Here is a 19,202-nt window from a genome sequence, read left to right on the forward strand (position 1 = left end):
CCTCTCTCTGGCGCGGCTTTCGAGCCGCGTCTGTCTCTCGAGGGAATCAGATTGAAAGCACTTGCATTCGCCGTGGCGTGCGTCGCCACCGGCGCCCTGCTGGCAGGCTGTTCGAGCGCCGGCAAACCGACCAACAAAGACGACAGCGAGTTCACCTATCTGCTGGATCGCAAGAGCAACTGGGTTGAAAACAAGGTCGACACGTTGCCGCCGCTGCCCTCCGACGCGAACCTGCTGCCGTTCGAAGTCTCCGGCAATACGCCGCTGCAATTTGCGATCGACCCGAAGTCCGTCAGCGTCGGCGACGACGGCGTGGTGCGTTACACGGTGGTCGTCACGAGCCCGGGCGGTGCGCGCAACGTCAATTACGAGGGCATCCGCTGCGACACGTATGAATGGCGTCAGTATGCGGGCCTGAACGCCGATCACGACGGCTGGGACACGACGGTCGCAAACCCGTTTTCGCGGATAGAAAACGGCGCGCTGAATGCGTACCAGGCCGCGTTGTATCAGGACTATATGTGCGCAAACAAGATTCCGACCGGCAGCGCGCAGCACATCGTCGAGAACATTCGTTACAAGCGCACGCAGACGTCGCAGATTCATTGAGGCCGGTTGCGCGGCGCGCGCCCGACTCAGGCGCCGTTGCTTATCCGTGACGATTAAAAAGCCGTTCCAGCCTGCGCTGGAACGGCTTAATTGTTGGCTCTTCATACGCGCGATATGCGCGCCGCCTCGCAGATCAAAGCACCACGAGATTGTCGCGATGAATCAGTTCGGGCTCGAGCATATAGCCGAGCACTGACTCAATTTCGCCGCTCGGACGCCGCTGGATCAGTTTGGTTTCCGCGCTGCTGTAGTTCGTCAAACCACGTGCGACCTCGCGGCCTGACGCGCTCAGACACGCGATCACCTCGCCGCGCGCGAATGCACCCTGCACACCGACGATGCCGATCGGCAGCAAGCTCTTGCCGCCGGCGGTCAGTTTTTCGACCGCGCCGTCATCGATCACGACGTGGCCGCGCACCTGCAGGTGATCGGCCATCCATTGCTTGCGCGCCGCCATGCGCGCGGTGCGCGCGATCAGTTGGGTGCCGATCGCCTCGCCGGCCGCCAGTCTCACCAGCACGTCCGACTCGCGCCCACTTGCGATCACCGTATTGGCGCCGCTATGGGCCGCACGCTTCGCAGCGAGAATCTTGGTCAGCATGCCGCCGCGGCCGAGGCTCGAGCCCGCACCGCCCGCCATCGCCTCGAGCTCGGGCGCGCCGGCGTCGGCTTGCTGGACGAGTGTCGCGGTCGGGTCCTTGCGCGGATCTGCGGTGAAGAGGCCTTGCTGGTCCGTCAGAATGATCAGCCCGTCGCCCTCGATCAGATTGGCAACCAGCGCGCCGAGCGTGTCGTTGTCGCCGAACTTGATTTCGTCGGTGACGACCGTGTCGTTCTCGTTGATGATCGGTACAACTCCGAGCCCCAGCAGCGTGAGCAGCGTGGAGCGAGCGTTCAGATAGCGCTCGCGGTCAGCAAGGTCAGCGTGAGTAAGCAGGATCTGCGCAGTCTGGATGGAATGTTCGGCGAAGCGGCTTTCGTACACTTGCGCGAGACCCATCTGACCGACCGCCGCGGCTGCCTGCAGCTCATCGATTTCACGCGGCCGCTTCGTCCAGCCGAGCCGCTGCATGCCCTCGGCGATCGCGCCCGAGCTGACCAGCACGACTTCCTTGCCTTGCGCGCGCAGTGCGGCAATTTGCGCGGCCCAGCGGCCGATCGCGGCATGATCGAGGCCGCGCCCGTCGTTCGTGACGAGACTCGAACCGACTTTGACGACCAATCGCCGTGAATCTGCGATGACGGAACGCATTGTGCGCTGTCTCCCAAGATGACGCGTGATGCATACCGGCACCCGCCGCTGGCGCCGGCGCTCGAGTTGTTATTCCTGCGGATCGGTGCCGGCTTCGCGGGTCGCGGCCGGTACTTGCGTCCCGTCGCGGAAACGCACGTCGGAGGCCAGGTCTTCGGCTTCGGCCGCGCGTTGCGCGTCGGAGTGCTCGGCGAGGTAGTCGAACACGGCGTAGCAAAGATTTTCACAGCCCTGGCCAGTCAGCGCCGAGATCTCGAACACCGGACCGTCCCAGCCGAAGCCTTCGAGGAACGCCGCCACGCGCGCTTCGCGATCGTCCTCAGGCACCATGTCCAGCTTGTTCAGCACAAGCCAGCGCGGCTTCTGATAAAGCTCTTCGTCGTACTTGCGCAGTTCGTTGACGATCGCCTTCGCTTCGGCGACCGGATCGATCGATTCATCGAACGGTGCGATGTCGACGATGTGCAGCAGCAGCCCGGTGCGCTGCAGGTGACGCAGGAATTGATGGCCTAGGCCGGCGCCTTCCGCCGCGCCTTCGATCAGCCCCGGAATGTCGGCAATCACGAAGCTGCGGCTCGGCCCGACGCGCACGACGCCGAGGTTCGGCGCGAGCGTGGTGAACGGGTAATCGGCGATTTTCGGCTTCGCGTTCGACACCGACGAGATAAACGTCGACTTGCCCGCATTCGGCATGCCGAGCAGACCGACGTCGGCCAGCACTTTCAGTTCGAGGCGGACCATGCGGCGCTCGCCCGGCTTGCCGTCGGTCTTCTGACGCGGCGCGCGGTTCGTGCTGGACTTGAAATGGAGGTTGCCGAGGCCGCCGGCTCCCCCTTGCGCGATTTGCACGCTCTGGTTGTGCTCGGTCAGATCGGCGATCAGCTCGCCGGTTTCCATGTCCGTGATGGTGGTGCCGACCGGCATGCGCAGCGTGATGTCATCACCACCCTTGCCGTAGCAATCCGAGCCGCGGCCGTTTTCGCCGTTGCGCGCCAAATGTTTTTTCGCGTAGCGGTAATCAATCAGCGTGTTGATGTTGCGGTCAGCCACCGCGATCACGCTGCCGCCCCGGCCGCCGTCACCGCCATCGGGGCCGCCGAACGGGACGAACTTCTCGCGGCGCATCGACGCGCTGCCATCCCCTCCGTCGCCGGCGATGACTTCAATCCTCGCTTCGTCAATGAACTTCATGTGTTACTCCGTCCCGTGGTGTACTGCCCGATTCGATGCAGGGGTTGATACTGATTGGATGCTGCTATTTTGCCGCGCGCGCCGCGCGTTGATCAATCGACCGACCGGCATAGTCCGCCTATGAGGAGCGGTCGGCTGCGCGGCTTGGGCGCCAAGCTAAAGGGGCGCCGCAATAAAAAAAGCCCCGCGAACTTCGCGGGGCCTTTTTCCGGTCCTGAAGCCCGTGCCTGATTAAACTCAGGCTGCCGGGACGACGGAAACGGTGTGCTTCTTCGCCGCGCCCTTCGTCGAGAACTGGACGTGGCCGTCCTTCAGCGCGAACAGGGTGTGATCCTTGCCCATGCCGACGTTGTCGCCAGCGTGCATGCGCGTACCGCGCTGACGCACGATGATGCCACCAGCATTGATAGCCTGGCCGCCGTAAACCTTCACGCCGAGGCGCTTCGATTCGGAGTCGCGGCCGTTTCGGGACGATCCGCCTGCCTTTTTGTGTGCCATTTGATTTGCTCCTTAACCGGTGCGCTTACGCGTTGATCGCGTCGATGCGCAGTTCGGTATAGTTCTGGCGGTGGCCGCCATGCTTCTGGTAGTGCTTCCGGCGACGCATCTTGAAGATCGTCACTTTGGCGTGACGACCTTGCGACACGACGGTAGCCTTGACGGAAGCCCCACTGACCAGCGGCGTACCGAACTTAATCGATTCGCCTTCGCCCACTGCGAGAACCTGGTCGAGCGTGATTTCAGCGTCAATGTCTGCCGGTATCTGTTCTACTTTAAGTTTTTCGCCGACGGCAACCTTGTACTGCTTGCCACCGGTTTTTATGACCGCGTACATTGAGAACCTCACTCTGTATTCATTTTTCCCACGCACCGCGCGCGGAAACTGTCGATTATACATAGAGTTAGCTGCTCGGTCAAAACCTGCTTGCCAAACCGTCTACCGTCCGGCTTCGCCCTCCCTCGCAGATGGCATACCTGCGACGCGCGGCGCCCCGCAGACGGCCTTGGCAGGCGCCCCGCGCGCCATGCGGAGCGCATCCACGCCGCAGCCGACGACCCGGAAGCGCCCCGATCGCCTTATAATTCGCGGCACTACCCAATTCAGCCATCATGTCGTCGACTGCCACCACCTCCCCCAACGTCGCCAGCCTGCTTGCTCCAATCGCCGAAGACATGCAGCAGGTCAATCGCGTCATCCGGCAACGTCTTGCGTCGGACGTGATGCTGATCAATCAGATTTCCGAGTACATCATCAGCGCCGGCGGCAAGCGGCTGCGGCCCGCGCTGCTGTTGCTGGTGGCGGGCGCGCTCGGCGATACGACGGGGCACCGGCACGAGCTGGCAGCGGTCGTCGAATTCATCCACACGGCCACGCTGCTGCATGACGACGTGGTCGACGAGTCCGACCTGAGGCGCGGCCGCCAGACCGCCAATGCGCTGTTCGGCAACGCGGCGAGCGTGCTGGTCGGTGACTTTCTTTACTCACGGTCGTTCCAGATGATGGTCGGCGTGGGCAAGATGCGCGTGATGGAAATTCTGTCGGAAGCGACCAACATCATCTCTGAAGGCGAAGTGCTGCAGTTGTTGAACATGCACGATGCCGACGTCGACGAAGCCCGTTACATGCAGGTGATCCGCTACAAGACCGCAAAGTTGTTCGAGGCGGCCGCCCAGCTCGGCGCGGTGCTGGCCGGCGCGGACGCGAAAACCGAAGCCGCCGCCGCCGAGTACGGTCGTCGCATCGGCACCGCGTTCCAGATCATGGACGACTGGCTCGACTACACGGGGACGGCCGAGTCGATGGGCAAGAACGCCGGCGACGATCTGCGCGAAGGCAAACCGACGCTTCCGCTCATCTATCTGATCGAACGCGGCACGCCCGAGCAGTCGGCGCTTGCGCGCGAAGCCATCGAGCAAGGTGGCACCGACCGTTTCGATACCATTTTCGACGCGATCACGCGCTCGGGCGCGCTGGATCACACGCTCGAGTGCGCGAAACAGGAGGCGCATGCAGCCGCGGCAGCAATATCGTCATTTCCCCATTCCATTTTCAAGGAGAGCCTGCTAGAATTATGCTCTTACTCGACGGCAAGACAGTCTTGAACGAGACTGAAACACCGAATTAGTCTGAATCGAGTCAGCAGTACCCAATCGGGGTGTAGCTTAGCCTGGTAGAGCGCTACGTTCGGGACGTAGAGGCCGGAGGTTCGAATCCTCTCACCCCGACCAGAATTTAAGGCTCGTAAGTAACTGATTGAATTGGGAAACCAGGCCAGTCAAGGACTTACGAGCCTTTGTCTTTTCCGGCATCGTCAATCTACCTTGTCAATTCGCGTGTCAAAATGCGCGGATGGACGACATGACGACACTGCCTCCCGGACTGGAACCGCACCCCCAAAGCGGTATCTATCAACTCCGTATCGGCATCCCCAAGCACCTTCAACACCTGTTCCCCCGCACGAGCAGCGGCAAGCTGGCGACCGATGCTTACAGAGCCAGCCTCAAGACCCGCAACCGCACTGAAGCAATCACCATCGCACACCGGCTGATAGCCGAACACCGAGTCCGGTTTCAAGCGCTGGAGGACAGTACGCGCCCCGCGCCATTCGTCCCGCTGTCAGAAGAGCTAGAGGCTTACATCGCCCAGTCTGTACAAAACCTAGTCTTGACACTGGATGAACAAACCCGTGTCACCCCTCGACTGGTTAGCGCCTACAGGGGCCCCCTCCCCAATACCGATCAGGCTACATGGGAGCAAACGGGAGATTTCCTGACCCAAGAGCAGGCCGCAGCGGTGCAACGGTTTGACCAGGAACAGGCCCAAGCTTGGAAGACAGCATTAGCGCGCGGCGACTTCTCGTCCACCCGTGAGTACGTAGACTTCGTTTGCGCCCCTCTGTCTATTCGGGTGGAATGGGACACGACCGGGGGACGCTTGGCACTTCAGCGCATCACGCGAACTCTGGTTAGGGCCATGGAAGCAGTGGCGCAAAGAAGCCAAGGTGAACCCATAGATACGCCGCCTGAGCCTATCATCCCTAGGGAACTCACTCCGAACGGCGAACCTGCAAAGAAGACTCGAGAAGCACCCAAGACCCTTCGGGACATGGTGCCATCCTGGCAACAGTGGAACGGGTATGCCGGGGCAGACAACCCCGTAAGGCGCACCGGGAAGGCGCTAGAGTTATTCGAGGAAGCGTGCGGCACAGTCCCCTTACGCGATCTGACGCGAGCGACCGGAGCGGCCTTCGTCAAGTTCCTGCTGGACAGCAAAGCGCGGGGCTTTGGGGCCAAGACCGCTCACAATCATTACACCGCTGTAAATGCTTTAGTGAACACAGCGGTAAAGGATGGCATCCTCGATCGCAACCAGTTCACGGTTTCATTCGATAAAACCAAGGGCGCGAAGAAACGCGAAGGATGGACTGATAACGAGCTAGAGATATTGTTCGGGGCGCCCCTGTTCTCCGACCGGATGGAGCAGGTACGCCGCTGGGAAAATGTAACCCCCGAAGACGGCCGAGCCGCCCTGCTGTTGCTTCTGCATACCGGAGCCCGCATAGGCGAGATAGCGCAGTTACGCCGCGAGGATTTCCAAGTCCGCCACGGCGTCAAAACCGTTCGCATTACCGCTGAGGCCGGAACGGTCAAAACCGACGAATCGGAGCGTATCGTCGCACTAGCTTCTCACCTGCTGGCAGACCCATGGTTCTCCGCGTGGCATGAGAGGGTCGCGGGTGGTACGGGTGGTGCGTTCCCGTCATTGAGCGGCCGAGCAACCGCACCGGGCGACACCTTGGGTAGATGGTTCCTAGAGCTTAGGCGCTCCCTCGGGCTGCCAACTGGCCGCCTTCACGGATCGCACAAGTTCCGCCATTGGATACGCGGGGCGCTGGCCGATAAGGGGATCGGCACCGAAACGTCTGACTCAATCACGGGCCATGCGGCGCAGGGTTCTAGCGGTCGCGTGGACTACACCAAGGCAGCAAGCCCCAAGACCATGCGAGAGGCACTAGACAGTCTTGAATGGCCTAGGATCACGGCAACACCTCGACCTTACGTTTGCGGTTGATGCGCCCCTCCGTTGCTGCACCATGGCATTTGGCCGAGATCGACCCAGAAGGGACAGTCGGGTTTCTCGACAACGGTCATACATTCGGTCTTGTGTCGTCCCCGCGGACCTCCGGCGATCTGGGGCTGCCCGTGTTGTAGCGGGATGTGGTCCACCAGCATGCGGCCGCTCCAAGCGATAGCCCGATTGCAAAGAGCGTAGCCATGAGTACCCCTTGCCCTGGTGCCCACGCCGTACTCATCAACGCGCCAAAGGCAGCCACCGCGAATGCCGAGCCGCTCTGCCTGCTTGCATTGAGCACGCCAGCCGCCACCCCAGCACGGCCTGTGTCGACAGCCGTCATCACTGCGGCCGTGACGGCTGGCGTTATCACACCCGAGCCAAAGCCAACCGCCGTCAGATACAACGCCACACGCCAGTAGGATGTGTCACTCGACAAGCCGAGCAATCCTGCAAAACCGAGCGCGTAAAGCACGAAGCCCCCGACAACGACATGGCGGGTACCGTAAGCGCGGCAAAGTCGGCCGGCTGCAAAACTACCGCCCGCCACCAGCACCAGCACAGTTGCACCGGCCTTCAATCCACCATCGACGACGAGAGCTCGCCAAGCCGTTAGCCCTGCCGTTGTCAGCGTCGCTGCTTTGGCATGAGTGTAACCCGTCGGTGCGTGTGTGAAGGCGTGTACTGGTGCCACGACCGCTTCGCGTGCGTAACCGTCGATACCGTCGCCCGGCGGCGTCGCGAAATCGGCGATCTGCGGCTCGCCATCAAGCCACGTCGGAAAGAAAGTCGACACGACATGGTCGCCGACTGAGAAAGCCTCTACGTCCGGCCCGACCGCCTCGACCACGCCTGCTCCGTCCGCCATGGGGATGCGTCCCGGAGAGGCTGGAAGCCGCCCCGTCACGACGCCCAGATCGTGATAATTGAGCGAGGTCGCATGCAGGTGGACCCGGATTTCTCCCGGGCCGGTATGTCGGGATCGGGCAAGTCGACCATCGTGAGGGCTTCGAGGCCGACCTGACCGTTGGAGCGGAACGCGCGCATGATTGGCAATCCTGATCAGGCGCGGGCAAGCGCCGCGGGCTGTGATTCGGCTGAGTCCAGGTTCTCAACGGGATCGCCCTGTTGTGCCAGGTGGATGCGGAGGCCCGTTTCTCCGGAACCGAGACCGGGCTTGAGCACCTGCTGTCCATCATAGTGTCCGCCATTCTGAGTGCGATACGGGATTGGCGTGTCGGTGAAGAGATTCTCCATCCGGACCTTGAAGGCTGCCGCGACTTCCACCCAGCGCTCTTCAGACAGGCGGTCGCTCTGATAGATGGGGAAGGGCGGCATAACATTCATGCCCGGATAGAAAAGCTGTCCATGCTGGACGGGCCACAAGATCTCGTCGAGTCGGCCATTGACACCGCGCTCGCTATAGTGCGGCTCGCGGCCGCCCATGCTGACGACAACCATCGCCCGGCGACCGGCTAGCGTTCCTTCACCATACCGATCGCCCCAGCGCTCACCACCCTGCAGGCCGACGCCGTAAGCGAAGCCATGTGCATAGACACGCTCGACCCACCCCTTCAGGATCGCCGGCGTGCTGAACCACCACATCGGGAAGGTGAGGATGACCGCGTCGGCCCACAGCAGCTTCTGCTGCTCAGCCACGACATCGGCGGGTTGGGTGCCCGTGGCGAAGGCGTTGCCCGATTCCGATGCATAGCGTAGCCGATCGGCGTTCTTACGCTGCGGGAAGTCGGCTGCATCGGCGACGGCCTTCCAGTGCATGGCGTAAAGGTCAGATACTTGAACCTGATGGCCCTGCGCGGTCAGCGTTTCGACCGCGAGGTTCTTCAAAGAGCCGGTCAGCGACTGGGCCTCTGGATGGGCGTGGACGATAAGAACATTGCTCATGCGGTGATCCTGAATAAGAAAGGGAAGAGGCAGCTTTCGACCATTCTCCTCAAAGCTAGACAGCCCAAAGGACTTTCACCGTTCATCTCGTTGGTGGTGAAGCATGCAGCGTAAATGGTGATCAGGTATATTTGAAATGAATTTCATAGATACCTGGTATTGCCATGGATAATTTGCGTAGTCTCGACCTGAACCTTCTGCGCACGCTCAATGTATTGCTGGAGGAGCACCACGTAAGTCGGGCGGCCGAGCGCCTCAATCTGTCGCAGCCGTCTGTCAGCGTCCACCTATCGAAGCTCAGAAGAGTCTTTAAGGATCCTCTGCTTTTACCCGGGCCTCGCGGTATGCGACCAACGGCAAGAGCCGACTCGCTGCGGGAGTCGCTTTCCGTGGCCCTAGCTGCCCTGAACGAAGTCATGTCGCCGTTACAGCCGTTTGACCCATACACCGCAGCCCTAACTTGGAATATTGCAGCGACGGATTACAGTGAAACGACAGTACTGCTACCCACGCTTCCAAGGCTGCGTGAATATGCGCCGAATTCTCGCGTTAGCGTTACGCAGATCGCCCCCCGTCTCATCGCGAGACAATGCGAAAAAGGTGAAGTTGATCTAGCATTCCATACGGCGGACGAAGCACCTGACGGGTTGCGCCGAAAGACTTTGTTTCAGGAAAAGTATGTCTTGGTCGGACGGCCTGATCATCCGCGACTCAAACGAAGAATTACCGTGTCGCAGTTTTGCAAACTGGATCATGTAATCGTGTCACCGGATGGAGGGGGATTTGTCGGCGTCACTGATATGACTTTGGCGCAGATTGGTTTGAAGAGGCGAGTTGTACTTTCAGTACCTCATTTCACCTTCGTACAAGACGTTTTGTCGCGTACCGACTTGGTCGCGATGCTCCCATCGCGACTGCTTAAAGGCGAATCCAGATTGCAATCGATCGCGCCACCGGTCGAGGTTCCTGGGTACGAAATGGTAATGCTGTGGCACGAACGGTCACATCGCGACCTTTCGCATCAATGGTTACGAGAGCTTATCGGTTCAGGCATTAAGGGGGACAATTAGGAGGCGCGAAGATGTGACGACTTAGAAAGGGTTCCGTTGAAAAGTGGCCGTCCCGTGCGTCGCGTTGGCGAATTTAACTTATTAGCGTCACTCGGATGTTGAGGTTTTCTCTTTGCGTCGATCCGGCGCTCGCGTTATCGCCAGTTTTGTACCAGTGGCGTGCGGCGTCAGCCCTTGGAATTGAATGATAAGCGCGCGCTCAAAGTTTTCGATCATGTCTGGATAGGCAGCACCGCCCCACATGACTATTTGTCCACCGTGACGCGCAATAGACCGTGTCGTTAATGCGCTGGAGACATCACTCTTTTCGTCCACATCTCTGATTTCGACAACTACACCAAATTTCATGCGTCTGACCGGCCGCACCGACGGTCGGTCTCGCGCCCCAACCCCGCCAAATATGCTGTCCAGATCGGATTATTGCCATCGCATTTTCTATCGCCAACGAACCGTACGTAGAAATTCGTGAAGTCAAGAAGAGCCGCCTCCAAAGGGATGGCCCCTAACTCTGAGACCCTTTCGGCGAACTGAAGCCGAAGATCAAACAATTCTTTGGCGTAAAGCATTCCAATTGCATCCGGCGAGACGTTTTTTCCTGTTGCGAATCTAACGATTGTTGCCAATCCTCGGCTGGTTGTTGAATGTCCGAAAGTGGCCGATCCGCGCCCGACGACCGAGCGCGACGCTCATCCTGGCCGCGCGTGCAATGCAAAAGGCATGTGCCGACTCCGAAGAGCCGTTCGGCTTTCGGTATAACCGACATTCGATTTATCATCGCAGTTACGATTGAACCCGAGTGGACGATGAACCCGAACAGCATACCTCTGCAGCCCTCGGCCCTACGCGCCAGCCTGGCTTATTTGCTAGCCGTGACGGCAGCGAGCACCTATATTGTCGTCTCTAGGTTTCCGCACGTGATTGCACAGAGGGCATCGAGTGGACTGCTACACCCACTCTGGCAAACAATCTTGGTGCTCCTCTCAGACTGCCTTTTCATCGTCATCATTGGACTTCCTGCGGCGTTCTTTTCCGCTCTGCCATGCGTCCTGCTTAACCTACTTGCTCGCCGTTACCACTTCCGAAACCCGCTCTTTTACGTTTTCGTGGGATGCGGCCTAGCGCTTCTCGCTGTCTTCCCGTTTATCTCCGTAACGTCTGGATGGACGTGGTACACCGATCCTCCCAATCCCTCGCCACCGCTTGGGTTTTGGCCGGAGGTTCATTCTGTCGCGTCCGTGTTCGGGGTTGCAGGCGCCGTTGCAGGCCTGACGTTTTGGCTCGTGGCCGGTCGGTACTTTCTCGGGAAGTCTGCACTAGCCTGAACTTCGCTGATATCGTTTCCGGTCAACTGATCCTAACCATGCGTCAAGGACCGATTGTTGACGATTCTCGCAGCATGTCGAACGTCTCAAATTGGCCGGTCTGCGTCATTGCACCTAGGAAGCCCCCGAAGGGACTCCCGATCGATAGCCGGAGGCCGCCTATTGCAACCAGAGTGCGACGCTCCCCAACTGCGCAGCGGTCGGCACGCGATGCTCGACGATGGCGTAGCGGGTCAGCCCTGTCGCCGTCTGGTACTGGTAGGCGTACCAGACATCTGCGGCCTTCGCGTTGTCCTCCGTGTATGGAGTACCGTTCAATGAGGCGGTGAACGTGGCCTCGGGAATCGCGATGTTGCTCGTCGCGCCATTGTTCGTGACCGTGAAATCCGCATTGCCCGAACCGTCGATGGACAGATAGTTGCCCGTCGTCGTCGCTGGCGAAGTGCCGCCTTGAGAGCAACCGGCGTAGTAGCGGTTGAAACTGATGCCGATCAGTTGGGTCGGATCAGTAACGAGTTGGGCATTGGATGGGATCAGGACATCGCTCGATATCTGCGCACCGCCAATCGACTCGCAGACCATCGCAACCGCAGGCAGATTCGAGTCGCCGGCATTCTGGTCAAACGTCAGGCCCGCGACAACCGGCGAAGACCAGTTGAATCCGCCGGTACCATTGGCGGTGAGGGATGTCTGCTGCCCCGTACCGGCCACGGCATTCGTTCCGATATCGGAGATCGTGGCACCTGCCCACGGCGCACCACCGGCGTCTACTGCCGTGACGGTGTCCAACACGCCTTCCGATTCGTAATTGATCCCCGTGTAGCTGACGGTCGTACCGTTCTGGACCACCGAAGACGACAGCGGCTGAAGCTGGGCCACCGAGCCTGCCGAGCCACCACTATCACTGGAGGTAATCGTGAACGCCTGCCCCGTTGCCGGATTCGTTACCGAAGTCGTCACGGAGGTCGCCTGGACGCTTTCCTTGAGCGGCAGGGTCAAGGCCATGTTGTCGAAAGCAAAATCGATGCCCGTGTGATTTGCCGTAAAGACCGCATAGGGATCAAAGCCCGACCATGTCACGCCAGGGTAGGTCGAGGCAGGATACAGTTGCTGCAAGGTCTGAAGCAGATTGTTCTGCGTCGTGGAGAAACTGGATGCCGATACATTGGTCAGTGCCTGCGCCAATGCCGCGCTGCTCACCGTGCTGCTGACCGGCACCGTGCCGAAATAGATCGCGGTCGTGATCGGCGTGAGGCTCATCGTCACGGCGCCATTTGCCGGCAGAGCCTCGCCGGTCGCCATGGCGGCAACCAGTGGCCCCTGCGCCGTCTGTGCATACAGCAGATACGGAATCGTGCAGCCGCTCTGTCCGGTCTGGGCAGTCAACTGGAACGAGCCATCCGCCCCCGTCACCGTCCCCTGAAGACAGACTGCACCGTTCGACGCCTGAATGGCCTGCACCGTCGCACCGACAAGCGGGGCGCCGGTTGCAGCGACGCCCTGAATCGTGGTCACGGTACTCGGTGTCGCAGTCTGATTGCCGATATTCCCGCTATTTCCGCCGCCCCCGCATGCAGACACCACAACCGCAACGGTTACCGCCGCACTCAACACTCTGGCTCGCATCGCCATCCCCCGCAAAAAATGGTTCGGCCACGCTGCGTTGGCCGAACCCGGCATCAGTTAATGATTGTAAGAACCGGACGAATCCGCCTTAACGAGCGGCAGCCGTGTCGGCGCCAAGGCGCTTCAGGCCATCCACGAAGCCGCCCACGTAATCCGGGCTGAATTCGAATATCAAACCCTTGCGGACCTCATGCGCGACCGTCACCGGCTTGTACCCGTCGCTCGTCGACTCGTACCTCGTCAGTGCTCGGCCCGCGAAAATCCGGATAGGCTGATTCTGGCGCCAGGCATCCTCAAGCACCCTGGCCGGCAGGTTAATCATCTGAGTCCACGATGCCCCGCTACCGGTGTTGTTGAAGCATTCGAGGTCTTTGATCGTTTCGCCGTTCATGTCGGCGACGTGGCCCAGCGGTTCGTAGGTGCCATCGTTCTTCACAAGCCAGAATTCGATGCCTTGACCCGCATGGAACCCATGATAGCCATGCACGACCTCGTCATCGGTCGGGCAACGCTCTTCCGGATGGTTCGTACGCCATGCATCTACGAACCCACCGTTCACGATCACGCCAGCGACGATCCGGTATGCCTGTGCATGATCGGCCGTGTTGTAGTTCGTCGAGACGAGTTGCAGATTCAGATCCAGCCAGCCATGGAAATCCGGATCATTGATGAATTGCTGTTGGTAAATCTGCGGTGCGGCATACGTCCGGACCATGTTGCAGCCGTTGCAGCCGGGATACCCCGCCTTGACGGCGACCTTCGCGCCGACCTGGTCCCTGGTGAGCGGTGCCGTATTGACTGCGCAGCCAGACAGCGCAATAACACCCGCGAGCGATGCGGCAAACAGAAACTTCTTCATTGTTGATCCCCGAATTGAAAACGACGCGCAGCGGCGGACAGCATTCTGTCCGCGGCATGGATGACAACCAGATGGAGGGGCAGCAGGAACCTGAAGAGCTGATTCAGGTCAGGCCGCGTGAGCGGCACGTCACGGCAAGGTGTTTCGATGTCGACTTCTCATTTTTCTGGCCCCAGAGGTGCTGTTTTGTTCTTCCGGCTCAATTCTTCGCCGAAAAGTTGCGTTATTTGTAGCTGTTATCGGCATAGATTGCTACGATATTCGTAGCATGTCAACCACCCAGAGAACGACACCCGGAAGGGATAACGGCCACTCTCAATCGAGCAGGAATCTGTATGAATGCTTTTATGCAAGAAGTTGTCAGAGCCGCGAAGGAAAGCCCCAAACTGTTCTTTGCACCGCTGACTGGGGCCATTGATGCCATTCGTCGTGAGATGAATCACCTAGCTGCTGGTGATCGGCACGAGCCGGTTCGCCATTCCCACACAGTCACCAACGATCAACGCTGACGCAGATATTCGGACACGCACTGGCTACCCGGCTACAACCTTTATGCTTACAAGCCGAAAAAATGCAACGAAATACGTTGTATCCGAAAAACCTCTTAGCTACGACATTCGTAACTCTATTCATAGGGTTACGCAATGGCTGCAGCAGGAAATACCGTTTTCGGAGGTCGGCTCAAGGAAGCTCGCCTGCGTACGGGCCTGTCGCAAAAAAAGCTCGGCATCGCGGCTGGCCTTGACCCCTTTGTCGCGAGCAGCCGCATCAATCGTTACGAGCTTGGTCTACACAAGGTGGACTATCCGTTTGCCTGCCGGCTTGCAGCCGAACTGTCAGTGCCCGTCGCCTATTTTTATACCGAGAACGATGAACTAGCAGAATTGATCCTGCTGTATGGACGAGCAGCGCCGAAGGCACGATCAATATTGCTGACTATTGCGCGCGAGCTGTAGACTGCCTACTTGGTCGCAAGTCTTGAGATGATCCAGCATCTAGGCATCGGTGCACTGCGTTTCCCTCTCGTTGCCCTCCTACAATGCATCGATCATTGAGGCATAGCATGCAATTGTTTGCTTCAGGGTTTTCCATTGGAAAACCCTCATCACTCTGATCGCGATCGAGCTATCTGCGGGATGCCAGCACCAATCATTTGAGTCTGCCAAGCTGATCGTGTAAACCGGCTTCGGCATCGGAGTCTTCCGAAATCGCTCAAGAAATCCTTTTGGACGCTGATCAATCCGACTCCATCGCCCAACAATCGGGATTTCCAGGAGATCTCTCTCATTAAAAGTTTCGCGATCTTGACTGACAGCGAAACATTTGATGCGATCTGCCTTGTAAGACCCAATTCCCTTCGAAAGCGCACGCCCAATAATTTCTTGTGCGACGTGAGGATAGGCATACACGTGGATATGAGTTTCCGGATGAACAATTAGTATGGCCGCAACTCTTTCTCCATCTTCCTGTTTCATTAGGCGTGTTGTCCAGAATACAACTTCCGGTGCACCTGAAAAATTTATGAAATAATGGGGAAAGTAACCCCTGCTGCAAAATTTGGCCTGGCTATCGCTCAACAGAACGGCATTTGATGCTTTCCGCCAATTTCCGTCGATATCGAATACGTCGATGTCTTCCTTCGGAATACCATCGTGCGTCCATATTTGATCAGCATTACGTTTAGACTGACGCCAGAACAACCAAGCAGAATCTTTAAGAAAATCGTCATCGATGCGGCAGAATGTATTGAAAAACTGGTGGTCTGCCCTCACGCGCTGGACTACGTGCATACTGGGCCACAGATGATGCCCCATATTCAGCTTGGCAGCATCTAATGATTTCCAAAAACAGATCCGGAAGATTGACTCTCCCGGAGGAACGGTTTTTTCAGCTTCGATCAGAGGTTTGTGAGCCCAAGACCCTGCCGCAAGACTCCATCGTCTTGCGCGAAGCATATCGCCATGCATTTTGATATGTTCATGAAGTGGATCGTAGCGGTAAATATATTCCATTAATATTTAATCGAGTAAGAATATCAAAAAAAAGCAGCAGGAAGATCTTTCGGCCTTCCTGCTGCATATCGGTTAAATGAAGTAATCGCCACCTGACTGAGGCATCACCTTGGGCGGAACGCCACGTTCGAACGGCTGGGCGGTCGGAACAGCGCCGACCTCCGTGCGCACCGTTAGTCCGGTGCTCAGGCATTCCCATCCCCAACCAGTCAGGTCATCACCCTCTGGCAGTCGCCGCATGGACTGTTTTTCGTAGGCAAAAAATCTCCAGACTTGGCCGTGTTGGGTGTGGTGCACCTTCAGGACGCCAGTCTGTCCGATCAGATTGGGATCGATATGCATTTCCGGGGTAAGCGGTTCGCTATCAGTTTCAAAGACGGCGTACCGGTTGCGGATCGTTGTGCGCAGCGTAACGTCGTAGAACTCGTCAATCGTCACATGCGTGTTGATCGAAGGGAAGTTTTCCATGCGTTTTCTCCTGGCGCAAGGTGGCCCGAAATAGGCCGAAATTGCCTTGACCAAGCGTGATGCGGATCATGAATCGATAACCGCTTGAGCATGGAGCCGGTACTACGCGTACCTATGCTGCCAGCCTACTGATCTCAACGGGGGACCAGTCATCAGGCAATCGCTTGATGTATGGCAGAAAGGTCGGTAATGGTGGAGGTGGGCCATTGCGTAGCCGGCGCCATTCGCCTCGGATGTAGTTGACGAGTTCGCCAACCTGTTTCCGGACGAGCCGAAATCCAGCGCATCGGTAGAGGCGCCGGATAATTTCAAGCAGCTGATTTTGGTCGTCTTTTGCAATGGCTCGGTGAATGCTGGTTTTCCACTGTTTCATAGTAGCAGCACTGAACCGCCACGACCACGATACGCCGTCATGCACCATTTCATAGCCGCCAAGTTGGATGCGCGCCTGGTTTGCATCGGCGAGTGCTTCTCGTCGAATCAGCCCTTTACCTTCGGCCGTAACCATCAGGACCCCGCGCACGGTCTGATCGTCGGCCAGAGTCAGGAATTTGGCGCAGGCAATGCCTGATCTCCGGCGACGCCACCGAGCCTGCTTGCTGATCTCAGTTTCGTAGCTGGCGGCAAATTGCCGAGCCAGTTCTTTTGCCTTATCCAGGCTGCACTCGATCATCTGATATTCAGTATAGCCATCGACTAGCGCATCCTGAATCCGTTGCATCAGAACGAAACGGTGAAGATAGTGGCTTCGCATACCGATACGTAATAAAGAGACATATCGTTATCCTAGAGAGTTTTCTGCCGGTATACAAGCACAACACGCGAGACTTGATAACTAGAGGTTCCGGTGCGCTTCGCGCACGATACGGTTTTTATCTGTGCGCGTTACTCATACCCATCACGACCGTGTAGAACGGAGCGAGGTCGCCACCCTCGGCAGGATTCAGGGAGGCCGCCAACCTCCCGAACACACATACGTCGATCACGAAGCGGGCACGCCAATGCCCGTAAGTGCGCTGTAGCGTGGTGCATCTAACAGTGCTCGCCATGCTGCGAAGGGCGCTGGCCGGTGAAATCCCGGCCTTCGACCCAATCCTGAACGTGAGTTTGGGCGACGTGGAAACGGCTCATGGGAGGAAATGCCCATGAGACCTGGTCGTTGTGAAACTGGGTGAAAGTCCCTGCCGCGGGACCTGCCGAAAGGGGGTGACGCGTGCCGCACACGTGGGCTGCTGAGGTCGCTGAAATGCGACAGGGTGTCGAGGTGAAAACTGGAGACACTGGGACCTCTGGAAACAGGGGCTCGCTGGATAGCTTAAGCGTGTAACGGCGTCCAGAGAGGATGCTGTGCGGAGTGGTGCGAAGTCTGCGGTGCGGGAGGTGGAAGCCCCGCATCAGTCAGGCCGTGATGAGGCGTGCGCGTAGTAGTCGAGTTGCTTTGGAACCTCGGACCGATGAAACCCCGGAACATTGGGGGTAGGGTCATAGACCTAGGCGCGCATGGCGGAGCGGGCAGGCGTCGTATCACGTAGTAGTAACGATCTAACACGGGAACCGCTGACTGCCGGTGACTCTGGGTGGCACCAGGGTAGGTAAAAGCGAGGGAGCGCGGTTGAGTAGGGGTGATCTGTACCGTTGACCTGGCGGTGATGGTGTAGGGACCGAAAGACCGCAGCGTGCGTTTGATCGATGTATGTGTGTTTCGTGGCGGATCGGGGTTGGCGCCTCGATCCTTTTTACATGGAAGACTGTGGCTCGGATGAGCCGAACCAAGCTAATGGCCTGCGTGCCGAATGAAAAACCCGCGCGATCGCGGAAATGGCGGATGCCAGGATGGCTATCGCCTGTGAATGGCTGCGCCGACAAATCGGCGCAGTGAATCTAACCTCTATCCCCCGCGCACTGCAAAGTGCCCGGGGGATTTTCATGGGCAAGGGCTGAGTATTCACTGGATATTGTCCGCAATCCAACTTGGACTGCCGACGGGTTGTATCAGTAACCGTCTTCTATTCGAAGCCTTCTTGCCGGTAGAGGCAAACCAACTGTGCCCGAAGAATTCTCAAATCATGATTCTCGGTTTCCGGATCAAATTCATTAATTGAACTCCTAAGTATATTTACAGTGTCTTCCCAAGCCATGGATTTTTCAGAATTCTCCGGGGTAGCTGTCTTGTCCCCACGCTGCTTCCCTTCCCGGAATTCGACTTTTCTTTTCTTGGGCATCCCATTTTTACTACAAGCGTCTTCCAGTAGCGCATTCACGATGAGTCGAGCGGATCGGTATTTATAGGTATCGCTTGGCGGTGGGGCGGGCAGTGTTGTCAGGCCTTCGGGAAGCTGGACTGCAACTGCCTGAATGATTTCATCGGGCAGTTCAGCGATCTCGCCGGCGATGTCATCCAGCATTAGCCACTTTAGTTCCTGCGCCTTGGTGATCACGTTCTGGCGCGTGTAGTCACGTGCAATGCGATCTCCATTCATCCAGCATCTCCATAGCCGACCAGTGCCATCCCCGCACCCAAAAATGGCTTCTAGTCGCCAATACGGAACGCGCTTACTTCTGATAGTTGCCCTGTTTGAGATGCAGACGGTTATGAGCGACCACGCGACCGCCTGCTTCGTAAGTTTATCCTCTTTGTATTGTTTCATAACTGGTTGTATCGAACCGCATGAATTCGATTATTTTTTATTAAAAATCATATAGTTATTCGGTACAGATTATAGGCGAACTTTCTCGATTTGCCGCCCAAAATTGCACACCATGCACCTGACCGAATGCCCCACGGCAGGTGCGCTTGGGGCGAATCTCACCGGAAG

19 protein-coding genes, 1 tRNA gene and 1 pseudogene are annotated in these 19,202 nt (G+C 58.2%); 8 read left to right on the forward strand and 13 right to left on the reverse strand.

Annotated elements, in window-relative coordinates:
- Positions 1–51 precede the first annotated feature (51 nt).
- Positions 52–609, forward strand: coding sequence for a CNP1-like family protein (locus tag OKW26_RS31535; protein ID WP_184058542.1), 558 nt, complete (start codon positions 52–54; stop codon positions 607–609).
- 133 nt (positions 610–742) lie between these two features.
- On the opposite strand, the gene proB is transcribed toward OKW26_RS31535, so the two are convergent.
- The 4 genes from proB to rplU all read right to left on the reverse strand — a co-directional run bounded on the left by proB (position 743) and on the right by rplU (position 3,887).
- Positions 743–1,861, reverse strand: a complete 1,119-nt coding sequence (proB, locus tag OKW26_RS31540; protein WP_429356174.1) for a glutamate 5-kinase — start codon at positions 1,859–1,861, stop codon at positions 743–745.
- Positions 1,862–1,930: 69 nt separating this feature from the next.
- Positions 1,931–3,052, reverse strand: a complete 1,122-nt coding sequence (gene cgtA, locus OKW26_RS31545; protein ID WP_184051016.1) for an Obg family GTPase CgtA — start codon at positions 3,050–3,052, stop codon at positions 1,931–1,933.
- A gap of 237 nt (positions 3,053–3,289) precedes the next feature.
- Positions 3,290–3,550, reverse strand: coding sequence for a 50S ribosomal protein L27 (gene rpmA, locus OKW26_RS31550; protein ID WP_184058546.1), 261 nt, complete (start codon positions 3,548–3,550; stop codon positions 3,290–3,292).
- A 25-nt stretch (positions 3,551–3,575) separates the two neighbouring features.
- Positions 3,576–3,887, reverse strand: a complete 312-nt coding sequence (gene rplU / locus OKW26_RS31555; protein WP_007180329.1) for a 50S ribosomal protein L21 — start codon at positions 3,885–3,887, stop codon at positions 3,576–3,578.
- A 275-nt stretch (positions 3,888–4,162) separates the two neighbouring features.
- Here rplU and OKW26_RS31560 point away from each other — a divergent pair, with 275 nt between their 5' ends.
- The 3 genes from OKW26_RS31560 (at position 4,163) to OKW26_RS31570 (ending at position 7,124) form a co-directional block, all read left to right on the forward strand.
- On the forward strand, positions 4,163–5,155 hold the full coding sequence (locus OKW26_RS31560; RefSeq protein WP_184058549.1) for a polyprenyl synthetase family protein: 993 nt from the start codon (positions 4,163–4,165) through the stop codon (positions 5,153–5,155).
- Between the two features lie 49 nt (positions 5,156–5,204).
- Positions 5,205–5,281, forward strand: a tRNA-Pro gene (locus OKW26_RS31565).
- A 25-nt stretch (positions 5,282–5,306) separates the two neighbouring features.
- Entirely contained in the window at positions 5,307–7,124 is a 1,818-nt protein-coding gene (locus tag OKW26_RS31570) for a DUF6538 domain-containing protein (protein WP_429356175.1), read from the forward strand.
- Positions 7,125–7,200: 76 nt separating this feature from the next.
- Here the strand turns inward: OKW26_RS31570 and OKW26_RS31575 are convergent.
- Positions 7,201–8,171, reverse strand: a pseudogene (locus OKW26_RS31575) (MFS transporter).
- Positions 8,172–8,186: 15 nt separating this feature from the next.
- Positions 8,187–9,029 (reverse strand): NAD(P)H-dependent oxidoreductase, encoded by an 843-nt coding sequence (locus OKW26_RS31580; RefSeq protein WP_121320607.1) that lies wholly within the window; start codon positions 9,027–9,029, stop codon positions 8,187–8,189.
- Positions 9,030–9,193: 164 nt separating this feature from the next.
- Between OKW26_RS31580 and OKW26_RS31585 the strand changes: the two genes are divergently transcribed.
- Positions 9,194–10,099 (forward strand): LysR family transcriptional regulator, encoded by a 906-nt coding sequence (locus tag OKW26_RS31585; RefSeq protein WP_121320605.1) that lies wholly within the window; start codon positions 9,194–9,196, stop codon positions 10,097–10,099.
- 87 nt (positions 10,100–10,186) lie between these two features.
- On the opposite strand, the gene OKW26_RS31590 is transcribed toward OKW26_RS31585, so the two are convergent.
- From OKW26_RS31590 to OKW26_RS31600, 3 genes are all read right to left on the reverse strand, one after another.
- Entirely contained in the window at positions 10,187–10,447 is a 261-nt protein-coding gene (locus OKW26_RS31590) for a hypothetical protein (RefSeq protein WP_429356176.1), read from the reverse strand.
- 1,133 nt (positions 10,448–11,580) lie between these two features.
- Positions 11,581–12,936 (reverse strand): hypothetical protein, encoded by a 1,356-nt coding sequence (locus OKW26_RS31595; protein ID WP_429356177.1) that lies wholly within the window; start codon positions 12,934–12,936, stop codon positions 11,581–11,583.
- A 199-nt stretch (positions 12,937–13,135) separates the two neighbouring features.
- The gene (locus tag OKW26_RS31600; RefSeq protein WP_429356178.1) at positions 13,136–13,906 is read right to left on the reverse strand and encodes a hypothetical protein; all 771 of its coding nucleotides are present in this window, start codon (positions 13,904–13,906) and stop codon (positions 13,136–13,138) included.
- Here OKW26_RS31600 and OKW26_RS31605 point away from each other — a divergent pair.
- The 3 genes from OKW26_RS31605 (at position 13,906) to OKW26_RS31615 (ending at position 14,862) form a co-directional block, all read left to right on the forward strand.
- Positions 13,906–14,139 (forward strand): hypothetical protein, encoded by a 234-nt coding sequence (locus OKW26_RS31605; RefSeq protein WP_429356179.1) that lies wholly within the window; start codon positions 13,906–13,908, stop codon positions 14,137–14,139. The two genes, OKW26_RS31600 and OKW26_RS31605, sit on opposite strands and share 1 nt — an antisense overlap.
- Before the next feature lie 102 nt (positions 14,140–14,241).
- The gene (locus tag OKW26_RS31610) at positions 14,242–14,415 is read left to right on the forward strand and encodes a hypothetical protein (protein ID WP_429356180.1); all 174 of its coding nucleotides are present in this window, start codon (positions 14,242–14,244) and stop codon (positions 14,413–14,415) included.
- Positions 14,416–14,550: 135 nt separating this feature from the next.
- A complete protein-coding gene (locus OKW26_RS31615) occupies positions 14,551–14,862 on the forward strand; it encodes a helix-turn-helix domain-containing protein (protein ID WP_429356181.1) in 312 nt (103 codons plus the stop codon).
- Positions 14,863–14,940: 78 nt separating this feature from the next.
- Here the strand turns inward: OKW26_RS31615 and OKW26_RS31620 are convergent, their stop codons facing one another.
- From OKW26_RS31620 to OKW26_RS31635, 4 genes are all read right to left on the reverse strand, one after another.
- Positions 14,941–15,918 carry a hypothetical protein gene (locus tag OKW26_RS31620; protein WP_429356182.1) on the reverse strand — a complete coding sequence of 326 codons (978 nt, stop codon included), beginning with the start codon at positions 15,916–15,918 and terminating at the stop codon, positions 14,941–14,943.
- A gap of 72 nt (positions 15,919–15,990) precedes the next feature.
- Positions 15,991–16,386, reverse strand: coding sequence for a hypothetical protein (locus OKW26_RS31625; RefSeq protein WP_429356183.1), 396 nt, complete (start codon positions 16,384–16,386; stop codon positions 15,991–15,993).
- 112 nt (positions 16,387–16,498) lie between these two features.
- Positions 16,499–17,107: a hypothetical protein gene (locus tag OKW26_RS31630; protein WP_429356184.1), complete on the reverse strand. Its 609-nt coding sequence runs from the start codon at positions 17,105–17,107 to the stop codon at positions 16,499–16,501.
- 1,285 nt (positions 17,108–18,392) lie between these two features.
- The gene (locus tag OKW26_RS31635; protein ID WP_429356185.1) at positions 18,393–18,866 is read right to left on the reverse strand and encodes a hypothetical protein; all 474 of its coding nucleotides are present in this window, start codon (positions 18,864–18,866) and stop codon (positions 18,393–18,395) included.
- Between the last annotated feature and the right edge of the window lie 336 nt (positions 18,867–19,202).

The organism is Paraburkholderia sp. 32, assembly GCF_050435345.1.
Taxonomy (GTDB): domain Bacteria; phylum Pseudomonadota; class Gammaproteobacteria; order Burkholderiales; family Burkholderiaceae; genus Paraburkholderia; species Paraburkholderia tuberum.